The organism is Pseudomonas sp. 5C2, from assembly GCF_034314155.1.
Classification (GTDB): Bacteria; Pseudomonadota; Gammaproteobacteria; order Pseudomonadales; family Pseudomonadaceae; genus Aquipseudomonas.
In genome coordinates this window covers 220,528-237,501 of sequence record NZ_JAVIWH010000003.1, presented here as the reverse complement: position 1 = coordinate 237,501, position 16,974 = coordinate 220,528, and the positions used below count along the sequence as shown (strand labels likewise).

General features: G+C 56.7%; 16 protein-coding genes, 1 tRNA gene and 1 pseudogene. 11 read left to right on the top strand and 7 right to left on the bottom strand.

Annotation, left to right across the window (positions count from 1 at the left end; translation table 11 throughout):
• The first annotated feature begins 27 nt into the window (after positions 1-27).
• Complete coding sequence (locus RGU44_RS15795; protein ID WP_322218015.1) at positions 28-1,374, top strand: glutamine synthetase family protein; 1,347 nt, start codon at positions 28-30, stop codon at positions 1,372-1,374.
• A gap of 149 nt (positions 1,375-1,523) precedes the next feature.
• On the opposite strand, the gene folE is transcribed toward RGU44_RS15795, so the two are convergent.
• Complete coding sequence (folE, locus tag RGU44_RS15790) at positions 1,524-2,084, bottom strand: GTP cyclohydrolase I FolE (protein WP_322181968.1); 561 nt, start codon at positions 2,082-2,084, stop codon at positions 1,524-1,526.
• 407 nt (positions 2,085-2,491) lie between these two features.
• On the opposite strand from folE, the gene RGU44_RS15785 reads away from it, so the two are divergent.
• The 3 genes from RGU44_RS15785 (at position 2,492) to RGU44_RS15775 (ending at position 4,186) form a co-directional block, all read left to right on the top strand.
• Positions 2,492-2,926: a DUF393 domain-containing protein gene (locus tag RGU44_RS15785; RefSeq protein WP_322218013.1), complete on the top strand. Its 435-nt coding sequence runs from the start codon at positions 2,492-2,494 to the stop codon at positions 2,924-2,926.
• 103 nt (positions 2,927-3,029) lie between these two features.
• Positions 3,030-3,491, top strand: coding sequence for a hypothetical protein (locus RGU44_RS15780; RefSeq protein WP_322181964.1), 462 nt, complete (start codon positions 3,030-3,032; stop codon positions 3,489-3,491).
• A complete protein-coding gene (locus RGU44_RS15775; protein WP_322181961.1) occupies positions 3,488-4,186 on the top strand; it encodes an energy-coupling factor ABC transporter permease in 699 nt (232 codons plus the stop codon). The genes RGU44_RS15780 and RGU44_RS15775 overlap by 4 nt, the downstream gene beginning before the upstream one ends.
• A 26-nt stretch (positions 4,187-4,212) precedes the next feature.
• Here the strand turns inward: RGU44_RS15775 and yacG are convergent, their stop codons facing one another.
• Genes yacG through pilB form a run of 5 tightly spaced genes read right to left on the bottom strand, consistent with a single transcriptional unit; the run spans position 4,213 to position 8,828 of the window.
• Positions 4,213-4,416, bottom strand: coding sequence for a DNA gyrase inhibitor YacG (yacG, locus tag RGU44_RS15770; RefSeq protein WP_322181958.1), 204 nt, complete (start codon positions 4,414-4,416; stop codon positions 4,213-4,215).
• Positions 4,413-5,036 carry a dephospho-CoA kinase gene (gene coaE / locus RGU44_RS15765; protein WP_322181956.1) on the bottom strand — a complete coding sequence of 208 codons (624 nt, stop codon included), beginning with the start codon at positions 5,034-5,036 and terminating at the stop codon, positions 4,413-4,415. The genes yacG and coaE overlap by 4 nt, the downstream gene beginning before the upstream one ends.
• Positions 5,033-5,905 (bottom strand): A24 family peptidase, encoded by an 873-nt coding sequence (locus RGU44_RS15760; protein WP_322218011.1) that lies wholly within the window; start codon positions 5,903-5,905, stop codon positions 5,033-5,035. Before RGU44_RS15760 ends, coaE begins: the two co-directional genes overlap by 4 nt.
• A gap of 2 nt (positions 5,906-5,907) precedes the next feature.
• Positions 5,908-7,125 carry a type II secretion system F family protein gene (locus RGU44_RS15755; RefSeq protein WP_322218009.1) on the bottom strand — a complete coding sequence of 406 codons (1,218 nt, stop codon included), beginning with the start codon at positions 7,123-7,125 and terminating at the stop codon, positions 5,908-5,910.
• Between the two features lie 2 nt (positions 7,126-7,127).
• Entirely contained in the window at positions 7,128-8,828 is a 1,701-nt protein-coding gene (gene pilB, locus RGU44_RS15750) for a type IV-A pilus assembly ATPase PilB (protein WP_322218007.1), read from the bottom strand.
• A 221-nt stretch (positions 8,829-9,049) separates the two neighbouring features.
• Between pilB and RGU44_RS15745 the strand changes: the two genes are divergently transcribed.
• Positions 9,050-9,481, top strand: a complete 432-nt coding sequence (locus tag RGU44_RS15745) for a pilin (RefSeq protein ID WP_322181948.1) — start codon at positions 9,050-9,052, stop codon at positions 9,479-9,481.
• Between the two features lie 162 nt (positions 9,482-9,643).
• Positions 9,644-9,720 (top strand) — tRNA-Thr (locus tag RGU44_RS15740).
• Between the two features lie 53 nt (positions 9,721-9,773).
• Here RGU44_RS15740 and nadC read toward each other — a convergent pair.
• Positions 9,774-10,622, bottom strand: a complete 849-nt coding sequence (nadC, locus tag RGU44_RS15735; RefSeq protein WP_322181946.1) for a carboxylating nicotinate-nucleotide diphosphorylase — start codon at positions 10,620-10,622, stop codon at positions 9,774-9,776.
• 335 nt (positions 10,623-10,957) lie between these two features.
• Between nadC and RGU44_RS15730 the strand changes: the two genes are divergently transcribed.
• The 5 genes and pseudogenes from RGU44_RS15730 to RGU44_RS25120 all read left to right on the top strand — a co-directional run bounded on the left by RGU44_RS15730 (position 10,958) and on the right by RGU44_RS25120 (position 16,969).
• The gene (locus RGU44_RS15730) at positions 10,958-13,192 is read left to right on the top strand and encodes a DUF1631 domain-containing protein (RefSeq protein WP_322181944.1); all 2,235 of its coding nucleotides are present in this window, start codon (positions 10,958-10,960) and stop codon (positions 13,190-13,192) included.
• A gap of 147 nt (positions 13,193-13,339) precedes the next feature.
• A complete protein-coding gene (gene ampD / locus RGU44_RS15725) occupies positions 13,340-13,888 on the top strand; it encodes a 1,6-anhydro-N-acetylmuramyl-L-alanine amidase AmpD (protein WP_322218004.1) in 549 nt (182 codons plus the stop codon).
• Between the two features lie 15 nt (positions 13,889-13,903).
• Positions 13,904-14,740: a regulatory signaling modulator protein AmpE gene (gene ampE / locus RGU44_RS15720; RefSeq protein ID WP_322181939.1), complete on the top strand. Its 837-nt coding sequence runs from the start codon at positions 13,904-13,906 to the stop codon at positions 14,738-14,740.
• 231 nt (positions 14,741-14,971) lie between these two features.
• Positions 14,972-16,063, top strand: a pseudogene (locus RGU44_RS25125) (methyl-accepting chemotaxis protein); the annotation flags it as partial.
• Positions 16,040-16,969: a methyl-accepting chemotaxis protein gene (locus tag RGU44_RS25120; protein WP_416194651.1), complete on the top strand. Its 930-nt coding sequence runs from the start codon at positions 16,040-16,042 to the stop codon at positions 16,967-16,969. The pseudogene RGU44_RS25125 and the gene RGU44_RS25120, both read left to right, overlap by 24 nt.
• Positions 16,970-16,974: the final 5 nt, after the last annotated feature.

Genomic DNA, 16,974 nt, shown 5'->3' with positions numbered 1-16,974 from the left:
CCGACAAAAATCAAAGGAAGAACAACGATGGATGCTGAGTGCTCTGATCTGCTGGCTGAGGTTCGTGCTTTTCGCCAACGCTACCCCGAGGTGCGTTACGTCGACCTGATTTCCCTGGACATTCCCGGGCATTTTTACGGCAAGCGCTATCCGCTGGATATGCTTGAGAAAGTCGCCGCGGGCAGTGCCCTTAAACTGCCGCAGAACTGCGTGCTGCTGGGTGTCCAGGGCGGGCTGTTCAAGATTGGCGACTACTGCTTCAACGACGGCGACCCGGATGCCCGTCGCCGTCTGGTGCCCGGCACACTCAAGCCAGTGAGCTGGGAAGCACAACCCTTGGGGCAGATGTTGATTACCTCCGATGGTACCGAGGCGCCTATCGAGTTCGAACCGCGTGAAGTCCTGGCACAGGTGCTGGATCGCCTGCGCAGCAAGGGTATTCACCCTGTGGTGGCCTTCGAGCTGGAGTTCTATTTGTTCGATAAACAGCTGCGCGACGGACAGCCACAGTTCCCACGCGATCTGTTGACGGACGATGCCGATGATCAGCCGAATATGCACATCGAACGCTTGTCGCGTTTTGCTCCGGTGCTCGATGACATGGTCGAGACGGCGCGGGCCCAGGGCATCGATACCACGGTGATCACGGCCGAGCTAGGCCCGGGTCAATTCGAGATCAACTTTGGTCACCTTGATGACGGCCTGCGTGCCGCCGACTGGGCCGCTTTGTTTTGCCGCAGCACTCGCGGTGTCGCCCTCAAGCACGGTTACCGCGCCAGCTTCATGGCCAAGCCGTATTTGCAGCACCCGGGCAGTGGCATGCACGTACATGTCAGCCTCTACGATGATAAGGGCAATAACCTGCTGGCAGCCAACCAACAACAAGCGCTGCGTCATGCGGTGGCCGGTTGTCTGGAGCTGCTACCCCATTGCATGCCGATCTTCGCACCTAACCAGAATGCCTTTCGCCGTCTGGGCGGCACAGTGAACGCAGCGACGCGGGCCAGTTGGGGTTTTGAGGATCGCGATGCCTGTGTGCGGATTCCCGAGTCGGACCCGCAGAACCTGCGAATCGAATATCGTCTGGCCAGCGCCGACGCCAATCCTTATCTGGTTCTGGCGGCGATCCTGATCGGGCTGGAGAACGGCTTGGCCAACGGCCATGAACCCATCGCGCCACTCAACGAAGACCGCAGCAGCGGCATCGACTTTCCTCTGGAAATACTCGACGCAGTGCGTGCCATGCAAGACGAACCACGGATCCGCGAGGGCCTGGGCGCGGAGTTTGTCGACGTCTACTGCGAAAATAAACGCCAGGACCACTTGGCCTTCATGCAAGAAATCAACGCGCGGGAATACCGCTGGTACCTGTAAACGACGGCTGATGGTTGTTGTGCGCTGACGGGTAACTCTGTCGCCTGAAAGACGGCAGGTTTTAGCGGATGACTTGTCAGCGAACACCACCATCAACTCTTCAACCAAAGCAATATGACGGGGCACGTGCAGAGACTCGGTGTGAGTACTTACTTGTGCCGTCCGATCAGTTGCAGGAATTCTTGACGGGTCGTGCTGGACTCACGGAATGCGCCCAGCATGACCGATGTGTTCATCACCGAGTTCTGCTTCTCCACCCCTCGCATCATCATGCACATATGCTTGGCCTCGATCACCACCGCCACACCGGCGGCACGGGTGACCTCTTGAATGGCCTCGGCAATCTGTCGGGTAAGGTTTTCCTGAATCTGCAAACGCCGGGCATACATATCGACGATGCGTGCGATTTTCGAGAGTCCCAGGACCTTGCCGGTGGGAATGTAGGCCACGTGTGCCTTGCCGATGAAAGGCAGCAAATGGTGCTCGCACAGCGAGTAGAGCTCGATGTCCTGGACAATCACCATTTCATCGCTTGAAGAGCTGAAGAGTGCGCCGTTGACCACGCTCTCAAGGCTTTTTCCATAGCCGTTACACAGGTATTGCATGGCCTTGGCGGCACGCTTTGGGGTATCGCGCAAGCCTTCTCTCTCAGGATTTTCGCCAATGCCCGAGAGAATCTCACGGTACTGATTAGGCAGTTGGTCATTCATTGAATGTCGTCCTCGCAGGCTCGGCCTTTGGTAAGGGTCTTTAAATGCCGAAAATTCATGAAGGGGGCTGGACTCGGAGGTATCGGGGCAACAGAGGAATGAAGCTGGGCTTGGCACCGCAGTCATCGGGATGTTCGCTTAAGGTCGATGACAGGAAGAGGGCAGTGGCGCAGTGCTGGGTACCTGACCAGTACGACACGTTGCCAACTGCCCTCCGGATAAAAACTTATACGAAAAATAACTACTTGTACAATTATTTGACGTTAATCTCTCGAAAATAGCGGATAAACTTGTACATGTTGATAATTTTTAGACGGCCGCGTACAACATTTTGCGGTGTGACTGTCACGGTGTACGCCTGTGAATTATTGCCTGACGGCCTGTTGGTACGGATGAGGAGAGCTGTAATGAGGACTAAAGCATTTTGCGGGTCACCCACTCTGCCACTGGCGCTCTATGTCGATGGAGATTGCCCGTTGTGCGCTCGAGAGATTGCCTGGCTACGGCGTCATGCCGATCCGACCCGGTTGATACTGATTGATATCAGCGTGCCTGAGTTCGACGCGGGAGGCCTTGATCGAGATGTAAAAGCGTTGCGCGATCGGCTTCATGCGCGCACTGCCAACGGCACCTGGCTGACAGGTATTGACGCCACCTTATGGAGCTGGCGCGCAGCAGGCCTTGGACGATGGGCTGCGCCCTTGGCTTGGCCTCTGTTGCGACCGGTACTTTTGATCGGCTACACGTTATTCAGCGTATTGCGGCCACATCTTGCATGGTTACCTCACCCTGAAGGCTCCAGACGCTGCAACTCCACAGGTAAATGCAAAATACCTGATTGAGCCGTATGTCTGCGTTCAGGTCTACGATTACGTTGAGTTTAGCGCCCCGGCGTCGGTGTAGACTGCGAGCAAGAATTAAACCGGTACCAGAGGAGAGCGTCGGGTGAAATTTTGGTCAGTATTAATGCTCTGCCTTTTGCCACTGGGTGCGCAGGCGCTTGAAGTCGGCGAGCAGGTGGCCCCATGGACGCTGCTGGATCAGTTCGATCAGGCCTACACCTTGAATGACCAGGCGCAAACCTTGCTGGTCGCTCGGAGCATGGGCGCCGCCAAGCTGGTGAACGCCGCTTTGCAGGGCAAGCCCAAGGGCTACCTGGAAGCGCGCAATACCGTATTCGTTGCCGATATCGAGAAGATGCCCGCGTTGGTCGCCAAGCTGTTCGCGGTGCCGGCCATGCGCGCTTACTCCTACCGGGTCATGCTTGATCGCGATGCCCGGGTCGTGCCGCGTTATGCCGGTGACCCCGACAAAGTGCTGTGGCTGCAACTGCATAACGGGCAGCTGGTCAAAGAACAGCAATTCAGCACGGCCGATGAATTGCGTAAGGCGCTTGATCAACCATGATCAGCGCACAGGTCCTGTCCACGGAAACCATGACTGTTGGCTGGCTGCTTTATCTGCCCGTGCTGTTGTGGGCGGTGTGGCGTTCGCCGTGGGTTGAACTGTTTACCGACAGCCGGCGTCAACACCTGCTGTTCGGGACCGTCTTCGCGTTGTTTCTGCTATGGCTGGTGCGGCGTGATTTTGATACCGGTGTGTCGTACCACTTCATTGGCATGACTGCGGTGACCTTGCTGCTCGATTGGCCGCTGGCAATTGTCGGTGGGCTGGCGGCGCAGCTGGGCTTGTTGGCGCTGGGGCGGCAGGATCTTGCGGCTCTGGGGGTGAACGGCATGCTCCTGGTTGTGCTGCCGGTGCTTGTGACTGAAGCCTGCGCGGTAGTGGTGGAGCGGGCCCAACCGAAAAACCCTTTCGTGTACATCTTTTGCTCGGGCTTTTTTGCCGCGGCATTGTCGGCCTTGCTCTGCCTGCTGCTGGGACTAGGTGTGTTGTGGTGGGACGGCCTGTTCGCCATGCCGGAGTGGCTGGAGGATTTTATCGGCTACCTGTGGTTGATCATTTTCCCCGAGGCGTTTATCAACGGCATAGTGATCAGTGCACTGGTGGTTTTTTGCCCCGAATGGCTCGAAACGTTCAATCGAACCCGTTACCTGCAAGCGCCGTGGAACGATGACGGGCCGCGCAAAGGCGACAGCTGATTGAGGTTATCAGCTGTCGCGTTTGATCAATGGTCGTGTGACGGCAAGTCGCCGGAAAACAGTTCGTCTTCGGCATCCGGGCTGACAGGGATCGTATTTTCTCCGGCAGCCCAGGCGCCCAGGTCGATCAGCTTGCAGCGATCAGAGCAGAAGGGACGAAACGGGCTGACAGCGCCCCATTCCACGGGCGCGCCGCAGGTTGGGCAGTCGATGGTCAAAGGTTTGCTCATGGTTGGCCTCCACGCAAGGTTAAATAAAAGTGATGCAGGCGCTCGACTTCGCTCTTCAGCCACGCGGGATCGCGGTCGTTGATCAGCACATCATCGGCGTGACGCAGGCGCTGCTCGCGGCTGGCTTGAGCCTTGAGAATGGCCTGCACCTGTTCCTCGCTGGTACTGTCGCGCTGCATCGTGCGCTGGATCTGCAACTGCTCCGGGGCATCAATGACCAGCACGCGTTGAGTCATCTTGTACTGACCGGACTCCACCAGCAGCGGGGACACCAGAATCGCATAGGGCGATTCGGCGCGTGCCAGGTAACTGATGATCTCCTGACCTATCAGCGGATGGAGCAACGTTTCCAGCCAGCGGCGCTGCTCGGGGTCCTGAAAGATCAGGCCGCGCAACGCGCTACGATCCAGTTCACCACTGGCCTGCAGCACCTGAGGGCCGAAATGCTCGACGATCTTCGCCAAGGCTGGACGCCCAGGTTCAACCACCCAGCGTGCGGCATTGTCAGCATCCACTAAATGAACGCCGAGGTCGATAAAGTGCTGCGCCGCAGCGCTTTTGCCGCTACCGATGCCGCCGGTAAGGCCGAGAATCCAGGGTTTGAAAGCAGGGTTGGTCATTTGAAACCGGCAAACTGCATGTAGGAGGCGGTTATTTGACCACCCCAGAGCAAAGCAATCCACCCTGCAATCGCCAGATAGGGACCAAAGGGGATCGGTGTGCTGGTCTTGGCATTGCGCAGCCGCAGCATAATCAGGCCCAGCACCGCACCCACCAGCGACGACAGGAGAATCGTCAACGGCAGAATCTGCCAGCCCCCCCAGGCGCCGAGCATCGCCAGCAACTTGAAGTCACCGTAACCCATGCCTTCCTTGCCCGTGACCAGCTTGAACAGCCAAAACACCAGCCACAGGCTCATGTACCCGGCCACTGCGCCCCACAAAGCGTCATGCAGGCTGGTGAACAGGCCGAAGGTATTCACGATCAAACCCAGCCACAACAGCGGCAGCACCAGTGCATCAGGCAGTAGTTGGTGATCCGCATCGATCAGACTCATCGCCAACAAACCCCAGCTCAACACCAGCATCGCCGCCGCTGGCCAGCCAAAGCCGAAATGCCAGGCGATAAACCCCGAGAGCACACCGCAGGCCAGCTCAACCAAAGGGTAACGCTTGCTGATCGGCGCCTTGCAGCCAGAGCATTTACCGCGCAGACACAGATAGCTGATCACTGGCAGGTTTTCCCAGGCACGAATCGTGTGCGCGCACTGCGGGCACTGGGAGTGGGGCAGCATCAGGTTGAACGTTTCGCCGATGGGCTCGGGGGGTAACGCCAATACCTCCCGCGCCTGAATTTTCCACTCGCGTTCGAGCATTTTGGGCAAGCGGTAGATGACGACGTTGAGGAAACTACCGATCAGAAGGCCCAGGATCAGGGTGGATAAAACAAAGGCCAGCGGTGAGCAGGCCAGGAAGTCGAGGAGGGGCATGTTTAGACCACAGAGCCGAGCTTGAAGATGGGAAGGTACATGGCGACGACCAGGCCGCCAACGACGACGCCAAGGATCACCATGATGAATGGCTCCATCAGGCTGGTCAGGCTATCGACCATGTTGTCGACTTCGTCTTCGTAATAGGTCGCAACCTTGTCGAGCATTCCGTCCAAAGAGCCTGATTCTTCACCGATGGCCGTCATCTGAATCGCCAAGGTGGGGAAAACACCTGTGCTGCGCATGGAAAAATTCAGCTGCATGCCAGTGGACACATCCTGCTTTACTTTATTGACTGCATTCTTGAATACAACATTGCCTGTCGCGCCTGCGACTGACTCCAGCGCCTCAACCAAGGGCACGCCAGCGGCAAATGTAGTGGACAGCGTGCGAGCGTATCGAGCGATCGACGATTTATAAATAAGGGGCCCAATGATTGGTATTTTCAGCAGGCCTCTGTCCAGCCCGTCGCGAAACCGTTGCGAATGTTTATGGGCATATTTGAAGCCGAATATGCCTGCGACAACAGCGGCAATGACGATCCACCACCAGTCCTGCAGTATCTGGGACAGGCCTATCACCATCAGGGTGAATGCCGGTAATTCTGCACCGAAGCCAGCAAACACCATCTGAAACTGCGGCACCACTTTTATCAGAAGAATCGCTGACACAATAAAGGCTACGACCAATACCGCGAGGGGGTAGGTCATGGCTTTTTTAATTTTGGCTTTCAGCGCTTCGGTTTTCTCTTTATAGGTCGCAACCCTTTCCAATAAAGTTTCTAGCGCGCCCGCTTGCTCTCCGGCGTCCACCAGACTGCAGTACAGATCGTCGAAATATTGTGGCTTTTTGCGCAACGCCGAGGCAAAACTATTACCCGCAGCCACCTCCTGTTTAACCCCCTCCACCAGCTTTCGCATATTGGGGTTATCGAACCCTTCACCGATGATGTCGAAAGACTGCAGCAGCGGAACCCCCGCTTTCATCATGGTCGCCATCTGTCGGGTAAACAGTACGATATCCAGTGATTTTACTTTTTTTCCAGCACTAAAAAACGACGTGGATTTTTTGCGCACTTTACTCGGAGTAATGCCTTGTTTACGTAGCTGGGCCCTTATCAGCGCAGGGTTGTGCCCACTCAATTCGCCCTTCAGTTTGGTGCCTTTCCTGTCGATACCTTCCCAAGCGTAAACACTGACCTTAACTGCTGTTGTTGCCATGTCTAGTCCTTGGTCACGCGGTTGATTTCTTCAAGGCTGGTGATGCCCTGCATGGCCTTCATCAGGCCGGAGGTGCGTAGGTCGTTAAAGCCATCTTTACGCATCTGGATCGCGATATCCATGGAGTTGCCTTCCTCCATGATGATCCGTGCCAGGGCAGGGGTGTTTTTCACCACTTCGTAAATCCCGATACGGCCTTTGTAACCGCCATTGCAGTGTTCGCAACCGACCGGTGCATAAATCTTGAAACTGCCGATACGGTCCTCTGGGAACCCCTCCTTGATCAGAGTTTCACGCGGAATATCAATTTCTTTTTTGCAGTGGGGGCAGAGCTTGCGCGCCAGACGTTGAGCGATGATCAAGTTGATCGCGGTCGCTATATTAAACCCCGCGACGCCCATATGATGCAGGCGGGTCAGGGTTTCCGCCGCACTGTTAGTGTGCAGCGTGGACATGACCATGTGCCCGGTTTGCGAAGCCTTGATCGCAATTTCGGCTGTCTCCAGGTCGCGGATCTCGCCGACCATGATCACGTCCGGGTCCTGACGCAGAAACGCACGTAATGCCTGGGCGAAATCCATCCCTTGTTTTGGGTTGACGTTGACCTGATTGATGCCTTCCAGGTTGATTTCTACCGGGTCTTCCGCGGTGGAAATGTTGATGTCTTCGGTATTGAGGATGTTCAGGCCGGTGTACAGCGAAACGGTTTTACCCGAGCCCGTGGGGCCGGTCACCAGAATCATCCCTTGCGGTTGTTTCAGCGCCTCCAGGTACAGCGCTTTTTGCTCGGGCTCATAGCCTAGGGCATCAATGCCCATTTGCGCGCTGGACGAGTCGAGGATCCGCATCACCACCTTTTCGCCCCAGAGGGTCGGCAGGGTGTTGACCCGAAAATCGATCGATTTGGTTTTTGAGATACGCAGCTTGATCCGGCCATCCTGCGGCCTGCGCCGCTCGGAAATATCCAGCCCGGCCATCACCTTCAAGCGCGCCGCGATTCGGCCGGCCAGCTGGATCGGTGGTTTGGCGACTTCATGCAAAATGCCGTCGGTGCGCAGCCTGACCCGGTAAGACTTTTCGTAAGGTTCGAAGTGCAAGTCCGATGAGCCCAGCTTGATGGCGTCCAGCAGCATCTTATTGACGAAGCGCACCACTGGCGCGTCGTCGGCATCTTGTCCTGCGATCGCGTCCTGCTTTTTATCGTCAGCGAGCCCGACGTCCAATCCTTCGAGATCGACATCGGCGAGATCACCCATCCCGGAGGATTGGCTGTCGAAAAATCTGTCGATGGCGTCGGTGAGCTTGTTGTCTTCCACCAGAATGGCTTCGGTGGTCAGCCCGGTATTGAACTGTATATCGGTGATGGCCTGGTGGTTAGTGGGGTCTGATATCCCGATGAACAATTTATTACCGCGACGCCACAACGGCAAGACATTGTGCTGCCGAATCAGCTTTTCGCTGACCAGGCCTTTTGGCAGGCTGTCTTTGTCCAGGCTGCTCAGGTCCAGGAACGGCACCCCAAATTGCTCGGAAGCGATCTCGGCAAGCACCAGGCTTTTCACCAGCTTGTTTTGCACCAGGTAGCTGACCAGCGAAACCTTGCCACGTTGGGCTTGTTGATACGCCTGTTGCGCCGCTTTTTCGTTTAGCAGGTTGGTCAGCACTAATTGCTTGGCCAAACCGGTAAGGACAACATCAGTCATAAAACCACCAGACACAGACAGTGGGAGGTTTATAGCGCAGTCGGGCTGTGCTGCCAAATGTCAGGCGAGAAAGTGACCAAAATTGTCAGTTTCTGCTTGTCTTGAGAGGGCTGTTGGGGAATGCTGCGTTGAAAAGTCGGTTACATGGGACCATTGGAATTGGCACGTCCTATGCTTCGTACAGAGTACGGCACATCTATTTGACGCGTGGAGAAGTATCGATGAATGCACAAAAAGGTTTTACACTTATCGAGTTGATGATCGTCGTAGCGATTATCGGGATTCTGGCGGCCATCGCGATTCCGCAATATCAGAATTATGTCACTCGTGCTAGATTCGCTGAGAACAACACAATTATTGCGCCGGTCAAGGCCGCCATTGCTGAGTGCTTGCAGATTAATAACAGCACCCTTGCAAGTTGTGATACAGCAGCCAAATTGCTTACTCAAGTTGGTTATCCTGGTTTGCCGACTGCTACTACTAACCTCACTAGCCTGACTTTGACCGCAGCTACTGCAGCAATTGTGGTCACAGGTACTCCGCTCGTGAATTCCTGTGTGGTTACTTGGACTCCAAACGTGGGCGACGCAAACAAAATTACCTGGGTGGGTGTAACGTCCGGTGGGTGTACTAAGGCCCAGACTGGCGTCTAAAAACTCCAGAAGAGCGTGTAGATTTGATCTATTCAAAAAGCCTCTGTTCTTCGCAGGGGCTTTTTGATTTTAGTCACTTCCCACATAGCTCTGGTCATACCGCATCTTATCTGCAACCTGCGGATTGCCTGCTTTGCGACTCGATGCTAGCCTCACCCCATCGCCGAAATAGCTCAGTCCGGTAGAGCAGCGCACTCGTAACGCGAAGGTCGTAGGTTCGATTCCTATTTTCGGCACCAGCGTCAAAAAAAGCCCGATCAACTGATCGGGCTTTTTCATGCCTGGCGAAACGTCAGAGGCTCAAGCGCATCGACAGGTCCACGGCTTTTACGTCTTTGGTCAGCGCCCCAATGGAGATGTAGTCGACGCCGGTTTCGGCAATCGGCAGCAGGGTGGTGTCGTTGATGCCGCCGCTGGCTTCGAGTTTGGCGCGGCCGGCGGTGAGGCGGACGGCTTCGCGCATGTCGTCCAGGCTCAGTTCGTCGAGCATGATGATGTCAGCGCCGGCAGCGAGGGCCTGGTTGAGTTCGTCGAGGCTTTCGACTTCGACTTCCACCGGCTTGCCGGGGGCGATTTTACGGGCTGCGCTGACGGCTTGGGCAATGCCGCCGCAGGCCGCGATATGGTTTTCCTTGATCAGGAAGGCATCGAACAGGCCAATGCGGTGGTTATGGCAGCCGCCGCAGGTGACGGCGTACTTTTGCGCCAGGCGCAGGCCCGGCAGGGTTTTACGGGTGTCCAGCAGCTTCACCTGGGTGTCGGCGACTTTGTCCGCGTAGAACTGTGCGCACGTCGCAACGCCCGACAGCATTTGTAGAAAGTTCAGCGCGCTGCGTTCGCCGGTGAGCAATGAACGCGCGGGGCCTTCGAGGTGGAACAACGCTTGGTTGGGCTTGACCCGATCACCATCGGTGACCTGCCAGTGCACGGCAACGCGAGGGTCCAGCTGACGAAAAACCGCATCCACCCACGCAGAGCCACTGATCACCGCCGCGTCGCGAGTGATGATGGTGGCTTTGGCGAGGCGTTCTGCAGGGATCAATTGGGCGGTGATATCGCCACTGCCAACGTCCTCAAGCAACGCACGGCGCACGTTGGCTTCGATTTCGGCAGTCAGGTGGGCGAGGCGTAGATTTGGCATAGCGGGCTCCACTTTCTAAGTGGCCGGAGTATAAGGCACCCCACCGCCGCAACCCACCCCGTGACACGCCCCTTGTCTAAAGCCTTGGCGTGCAGTTGGTCGGTTTTATCGACGGCGGTGCGATAGATGGCGTTTTTGAAGGTCTACCCAGCGCAGGTCATTTTATGCGGGGCGAAGAGTTCACTGGCGCAACAGACATCTTTTGCAAGATACTCCGCCTTGCAATTGACGTCATGACTTTGACGAAAATCGAATTTAAAGGAAATCGCTTTACGGACGGGGCTTACACGTCTTGTCTGTAGAGGGGTTTTGACTGTATTCAAGAGGAAGCTTGCATGCAAAACGACGGAAAAGTGGTGCCGTTGAATAAGGTGACCCCTGAGCAAACGGCGAGTTCGTCGCTGGCCAGGTTGCCCGTCGTACTCTTGCAAGTCCGTGATAAAGCCGCACAGCAACTCAAAGACGCGCTGCAAACCTTGTTCGATAACGCTGACGACACGTTGTTCGAAATGGCGGATCGAGCGCACAACAACGCAGAACAGAATATTTTCTTCGAGGCCATGCGCGACCTGCGCCTCAAGCGCAAAAGCATTGAACGCGGTTTTCTCGACAAGTTTTTTGAGGCCTTCCTGCGTCTGGGGCAATACGAGGTGAACGAACCGGTCGTTGCGCCGCCCGTGTCCTTCGACAAGCTGGCATTGGTGCACAACGACGATCTGGAAAGGACGGTGGCCGTGGAGGCGATGGTCTCCAAAGTGCTGAGCCGCGATGGCTTTGCCTTGGGCCAGTTGACCACGCGTTTGAACACCCTCATCCCCAAGCGTTTGAGCGACGAAACCAACCCCATGGGGCCGACCTTGTTGTGCGATTTCTTTTTGCAGGCAGGGCGCAGCCTTGGCGTGGAAATCAAGGTCAAACTGATCATCTTCAAGCTGTTTGAAAAGTACGTGCTGGCCGATGCTGATCAGCTGTACGCCGAAGCCAACCAGTTGTTGATCGACAACGGCATTCTTCCTGAACTCAAAGCCGCGCCTGTGCGTCGTGCCGCTGATCGTTCGGCACCCAGCGGACGTTTGTCTCAGGGCGCTGAAGAGGACGTTTCGGCACGCGTCAGTCAGAAATTCGAGCAGGACGTGCAAGAGGTGTTTGCGGCATTGCAGGAGTTACTCTTGCTCGTGCGTGGCCGCGTCACACCCCCGAATGAAGCCAGCACCGAAACCAAGCCGATTTCCAGTCAAGACCTGTTGCGCCTGTTGTCGCATCTGCAGCAGTACGTGCCGACCCCGGAAGCGCAGGATGATTTCGATCTGCGCAATCAGCTGGATCAGTTGTTGGCCCGGGTCAGTATGAGAAGTGGCAAGTTTCGCGTGGTGGCCTTGGTCGATGAGGACGTGATCAACCTGATCGCGATGCTCTTCGAGTTCATCCTTGATGACCGCAATTTGCCGGATTCGCTCAAGGTTTTGATCGGGCGGCTACAAATCCCGATGCTCAAGGTCGCGGTACTCGACAAAAGTTTTTTCAGCCGCGGCACCCATCCGGCGCGGCGGCTGCTCAACGAAATCGCTTCAGCCGCGCTGGGCTGGGGCGGGCGTGACGATAATCTGCGCGACAGCCTGTACCTGCGTGTCGAACACATCGTGCAACGGCTGCTGAATGACTTCGTTGATGACCCGGCGATTTTTTCGGAATTGCTCGCGGACTTTCTGACGTTCACCAACGATGAACGTCGGCGCAGTGAATTATTGGAACAGCGTACTCGCGATGCTGAAGAGGGTCGCGCCAGGGCCGAGTTGGCTCGCCAGCGCGTGCAGCAGGAACTGAACCAGCGTCTGCTGGGCAAGACATTGCCTGAGGCGGTGGTGCGCCTGCTGGAGGAAGCCTGGAGCAAGGTGCTGTTGTTGACCTGCCTGAAGCACGGTGAACAGTCAACGGAGTGGAGTGCGGGCCTGGCTGCCATGGACGATCTGATCTGGAGCGTCGAGCTGCATTCGGAAGCCGATGCTCGCCAGCGATTACTGGATCTGGTCCCCGGTTTACTCAAGTCGTTACGTGATGGTCTGACCAGTGCCGCGTTTGATCCGTTTGCCACCGGCGAGTTTTTCAGTCAACTGGAAGCCTTGCATGTGCAGGCCTTTCACCACTTCGCACGTCAGCAGGACCATCAAGAAGACAACCTGGCAGCCTCTGAGCCAGCGTCTGAAATGGTTCAGGTGGTTGAGGAAATCGTCCTGATTGCCGCCGGTGAACAACCGGTAGGCGAGCCCTTGGTTCGCTTGGCGGATGACGATGTCGCCCTGCTTCAGGTCGACACACTGCGGGTGGGCTGCTGGGTGGAAATGCAAGAAGATGACGATCAGGCAATGCGTTGCAAGCTGGCGACCATCATTGAGCCCACGGGCCGTTATATTTTCGTTAACCGCAGAGGCATGAAAGTCCTGGAAAAGACCCGCATGGGCTTGGCTGTGGAGTTTCGTCGTGGCGCCATCCGCCTGCTGGACGATGCGTTGCTGTTTGATCGAGCGCTGGAATCGGTAATCAGCAATCTGCGTCGGCTCAAGCGCGATTAACCTGCCTGCCTGACACAGGCCCACTGTGCAGGCAGTGGCAGCAAATTCATGGGTGAAAGTATTTTCAGACACTGAATATTGCTGCCCCACTTCCCCTTATCGAGGGCATACTTGTGCTCATCGATTCGTCTGTTCAGGGAACCTTTCATGCAGCTGGACTCCGCAAGCGGTTGGTGCCACGGCGCGCATCACTGCCCGTCGCCCAATTTCAATGCGCGACCCGTCGCTGACATTTCTCTGCTGGTGATCCACAACATCAGTTTGCCGCCCGCTCAGTTCAAGACCGGTAAAGTCCAGGCCTTCTTTCAGAATCAACTGGATGTCACAGAACACCCCTATTTTGCAGGTATTGCTGATTTACGCGTGTCGGCGCATTTTTTGATCGAGCGAGACGGGGTGGTCACTCAGTTTGTCTCCTGTCTGGACCGCGCCTGGCATGCCGGTGTGTCCAGCTTTGAAGGGCGTGAGACGTGCAATGATTTTTCTATCGGGATCGAGCTGGAGGGCACCGATGATGTGCCGTTTACCGACGCCCAGTATGCTGCGCTGATCGAGTTGACCCGGCAGTTGCAGGCGACGTTTTTGGGTATCACCACGCAGCGAATCTGCGGCCATAGCGATATTGCCCCGGGGCGCAAGACCGATCCGGGCCCCTGTTTCGACTGGGCGCGTTATCGAGCTGCTTTGCAGGATTGAAGTGAGGGACGGGTAATGAGTTTTCTGGTGTTGCTGCTGGCAGTCTGGATAGAGAAGTTTTCGGCCCTGCGCCAGCGCGTTCAGCGTGACGGTGTGTGGCTGCGGGAGTTGGCCAAAATGGAAGCCGGCCCAGGCATGAGCACTCGGCCTTGGCTGATCCTGGCGTTGATGGTGCTATTGCCGGTGTTGCTGCTGGGGCTGGTGTTGATTGTGCTGCAGTCGGTGGCGTATGGCTGGCTGGCGTTTCCGGTGCACCTGCTGGTGTTGATTTACAGCTTGGGGCGTGGCGATCTGTTGGCCGCATTGGGGCCCTTTCGCGATGCCTGGCGCAGAGGCGACGAGCAGGCTGGCAGCCATGTAGCGGAGCGTGACATGAGGGTGGTCGCCGATAACAGCGAGCAACTGCTCGAAGGCGTTCAGAGTTATTTGCTGTGGCAGGCCTATCAAAGCTTCTTTGCGGTGATCTTCTGGTATTTCCTGCTTGGCCCGGCTGCGGCCCTGAGTTATCGGCTGTTGGCTCTGGCCGCTGAACATGGGAAAACCCCGGCACTGGTCGAGCGCGCCGGGCAGTTGCGGCATGCTTTCGATTGGGTGCCGGTGCGTTTGTTGGCCGCCAGTTTTGCGTTGGTCGGCAACTTTGTCGCCGTCACCCGAGTGATGCTGCATGAGCTGCTCAACTGGAACATCAGTGCTGCCCAGTTGGTCACGAAAATCGGTCGGGTTGCGGGCGAAATACCCGCGCCGGTGGTGGGCGCCGACGGCGTCGCCAGCCTTGATGCGCTCTGGGAACTGCTGCTGCGTTCAGCGGTAGTCTGGTATGCAGGCTTTGCCTTGTGGACGTTGCTGGTCTGATCAACGACCGCCGACATTCCCTGTAAACGATTACCCCCGTCTTCGACGCCGCCTGCCCGCGGCGTCTGTCGCGTTTACCTTTAGTTACAAAACCCCCAGTCGATATCAGGTATACAGGTTCTATCGCTAAATAGTGGCTTTGCGCTATTTGGATGATTCGCGGCACCCAATAAAAATAAAAGAAAAGGGAGACTTCTTGTGAAGAGCCTTTTGTACCCGGCTATCGCGTTGATGAACCGTCTGAGCTTTGCGATGAAGTTCACCCTCATCAGCATCCTGTTTTTCCTGCCCATGCTCGTCACCAACTTTTATCTGGTGCGTGATGCGTATCACGAGCTGGTCGGTACCCGCACCGAGCTGGAAAGCCTTGAGCTGCTGGGCACTAGTCTGTCCCTGCGCCGGGACCTGGAAACCCTGACCGATCTGGTCGAGATCAACGCCATTCTTGGCCAGTCCGTGCAAGCCGCTGAACTCGAGGCGCAGATCAGCGCCCTTGAAACCACACTGCTCAACACCCTGCAGAGCCTGACGCCGCTGACGACAGACGTCGCTCAGGTCGCGGCTTTCAACACCAAACGGGACGAATTGATCGCCGACTTCAAGGCGCAACGGGGAGAATCTTCGTTGCAAAACAAAAGTGCCTTGATGGAGAAACTGCGGAACAAGGCTCAGACCTTCAGTAAAGTCATTGCCAGCCAGGCCGGACTCGGCCAGGACGACAGCAGCGATGTGCGGCAACTGATCGAACTGGTCACCAGTGTGACCCCGATGGTTACGCAGATGATTGGCGATGGTCGCGCCATGGGCTCGTATTCGTTGGGCCAGGGCGTGCTTAACTCATCGGCCAGCACCCGCTTCGATGAGCTGTTGCAGAATCTGGAAAAACTTCAGGCCGATTACGGTTTGAAACTGCAAGATGCCATGGACGCCAGCCCGGCCGTGCGCAGGGCACTTGAGGCGTTAGCCAAAGCCAGCCTGGGAACACTCAAGCAAAGCAGTGAGCTGTTCGAAGAACAGGTGGTTTCGGCCGACACGCTGGATATGCCGTGGCAGAAATTTTATCAGCGCACCACCGGGCTGATGGCGCAAACCTATCAACTGAATGATGCAACCCTGGTGTTTCTCAACCAGGAACTGCAAGGGCGACTGGTGCAGAACCGCTCGCACATGATGTTGCTGGTGACGGCACTGGCGGTGGTCTTTTTCCTGATCTTTTACCTGTACGGCGGCTTCTATGCGTCGACCCGGACGACGTTGAAACGACTGGGCGCTGTGATGGACAAAGTTGCGGCGGGCGACATGACCGCCAGTTTCAAGGCTGACAGCCGCGACGAGTTGGGTGAGCTGGGCATGGTGTTTAATGGCACCGTGATGAAAATTCATGACTTGATCGAGCGGGTGGGCCAAACCGTTGTCGAGGTCGAACGTCAGGCCAGTCAGGTCGAGTCTGTATCGGCAGTCAGTAATCAGGCGGTGGCGGGGCAGCGCAGCCAGATCGAGCAGGTTGCCACCGCGATGAATCAGATGTCGGCGACCGCGCTGGAAGTGGCGCGCAGTGCGGCAGCGGCAGTGAGCAGTGCGCACAGTGTCAATCAGGAAACCGTGAGTGGTCGTGGCTTGGTCGAATCACAGCAGGGCAGCATCGCCCGGCTCGCCAGTGAGATTGATCAGTCGGTACTGGTGATCAATCAGTTGGCCAGCGACAGCGCATCGATCAGTCGTGTGCTGGACGTGATCAAAAGCATCGCAGAACAAACCAACCTGCTGGCGCTCAACGCGGCCATCGAGGCTGCGCGTGCGGGTGAGCAAGGCCGAGGGTTTGCGGTGGTCGCCGATGAGGTGCGCACCCTCGCCAAGCGCACGCAACAGTCCACCGAAGAAATTGAACAAATGATCGCCAGGTTGCAAGGTGGCGTTGGCGCGGCCGTCAAGGCCATGGGCGTCAGTCATGAGGTGGCCAACGGCACGGTGGGCCAATCGGAAAAGGTCCAGCGGGCGCTGGAAAATATCCTTGGCGCAGTGGGCATGATCGTCGATCAGAACCAGCAGATTGCGACTGCCGTTGAGCAGCAGACAGCGGTCGCCCACGATATTGATCGAAACATCGTCGAGATCAACCGTGCTGGCGAGCGTACGGCGGAGGGGGCGAATCAGACTGAACACGCCAGCCGTCAACTGTCTGCGCAGGTGGTGGAGTTGAAGCAGCTGATTAGCGCGTTTCGGGTCTGAGGGTA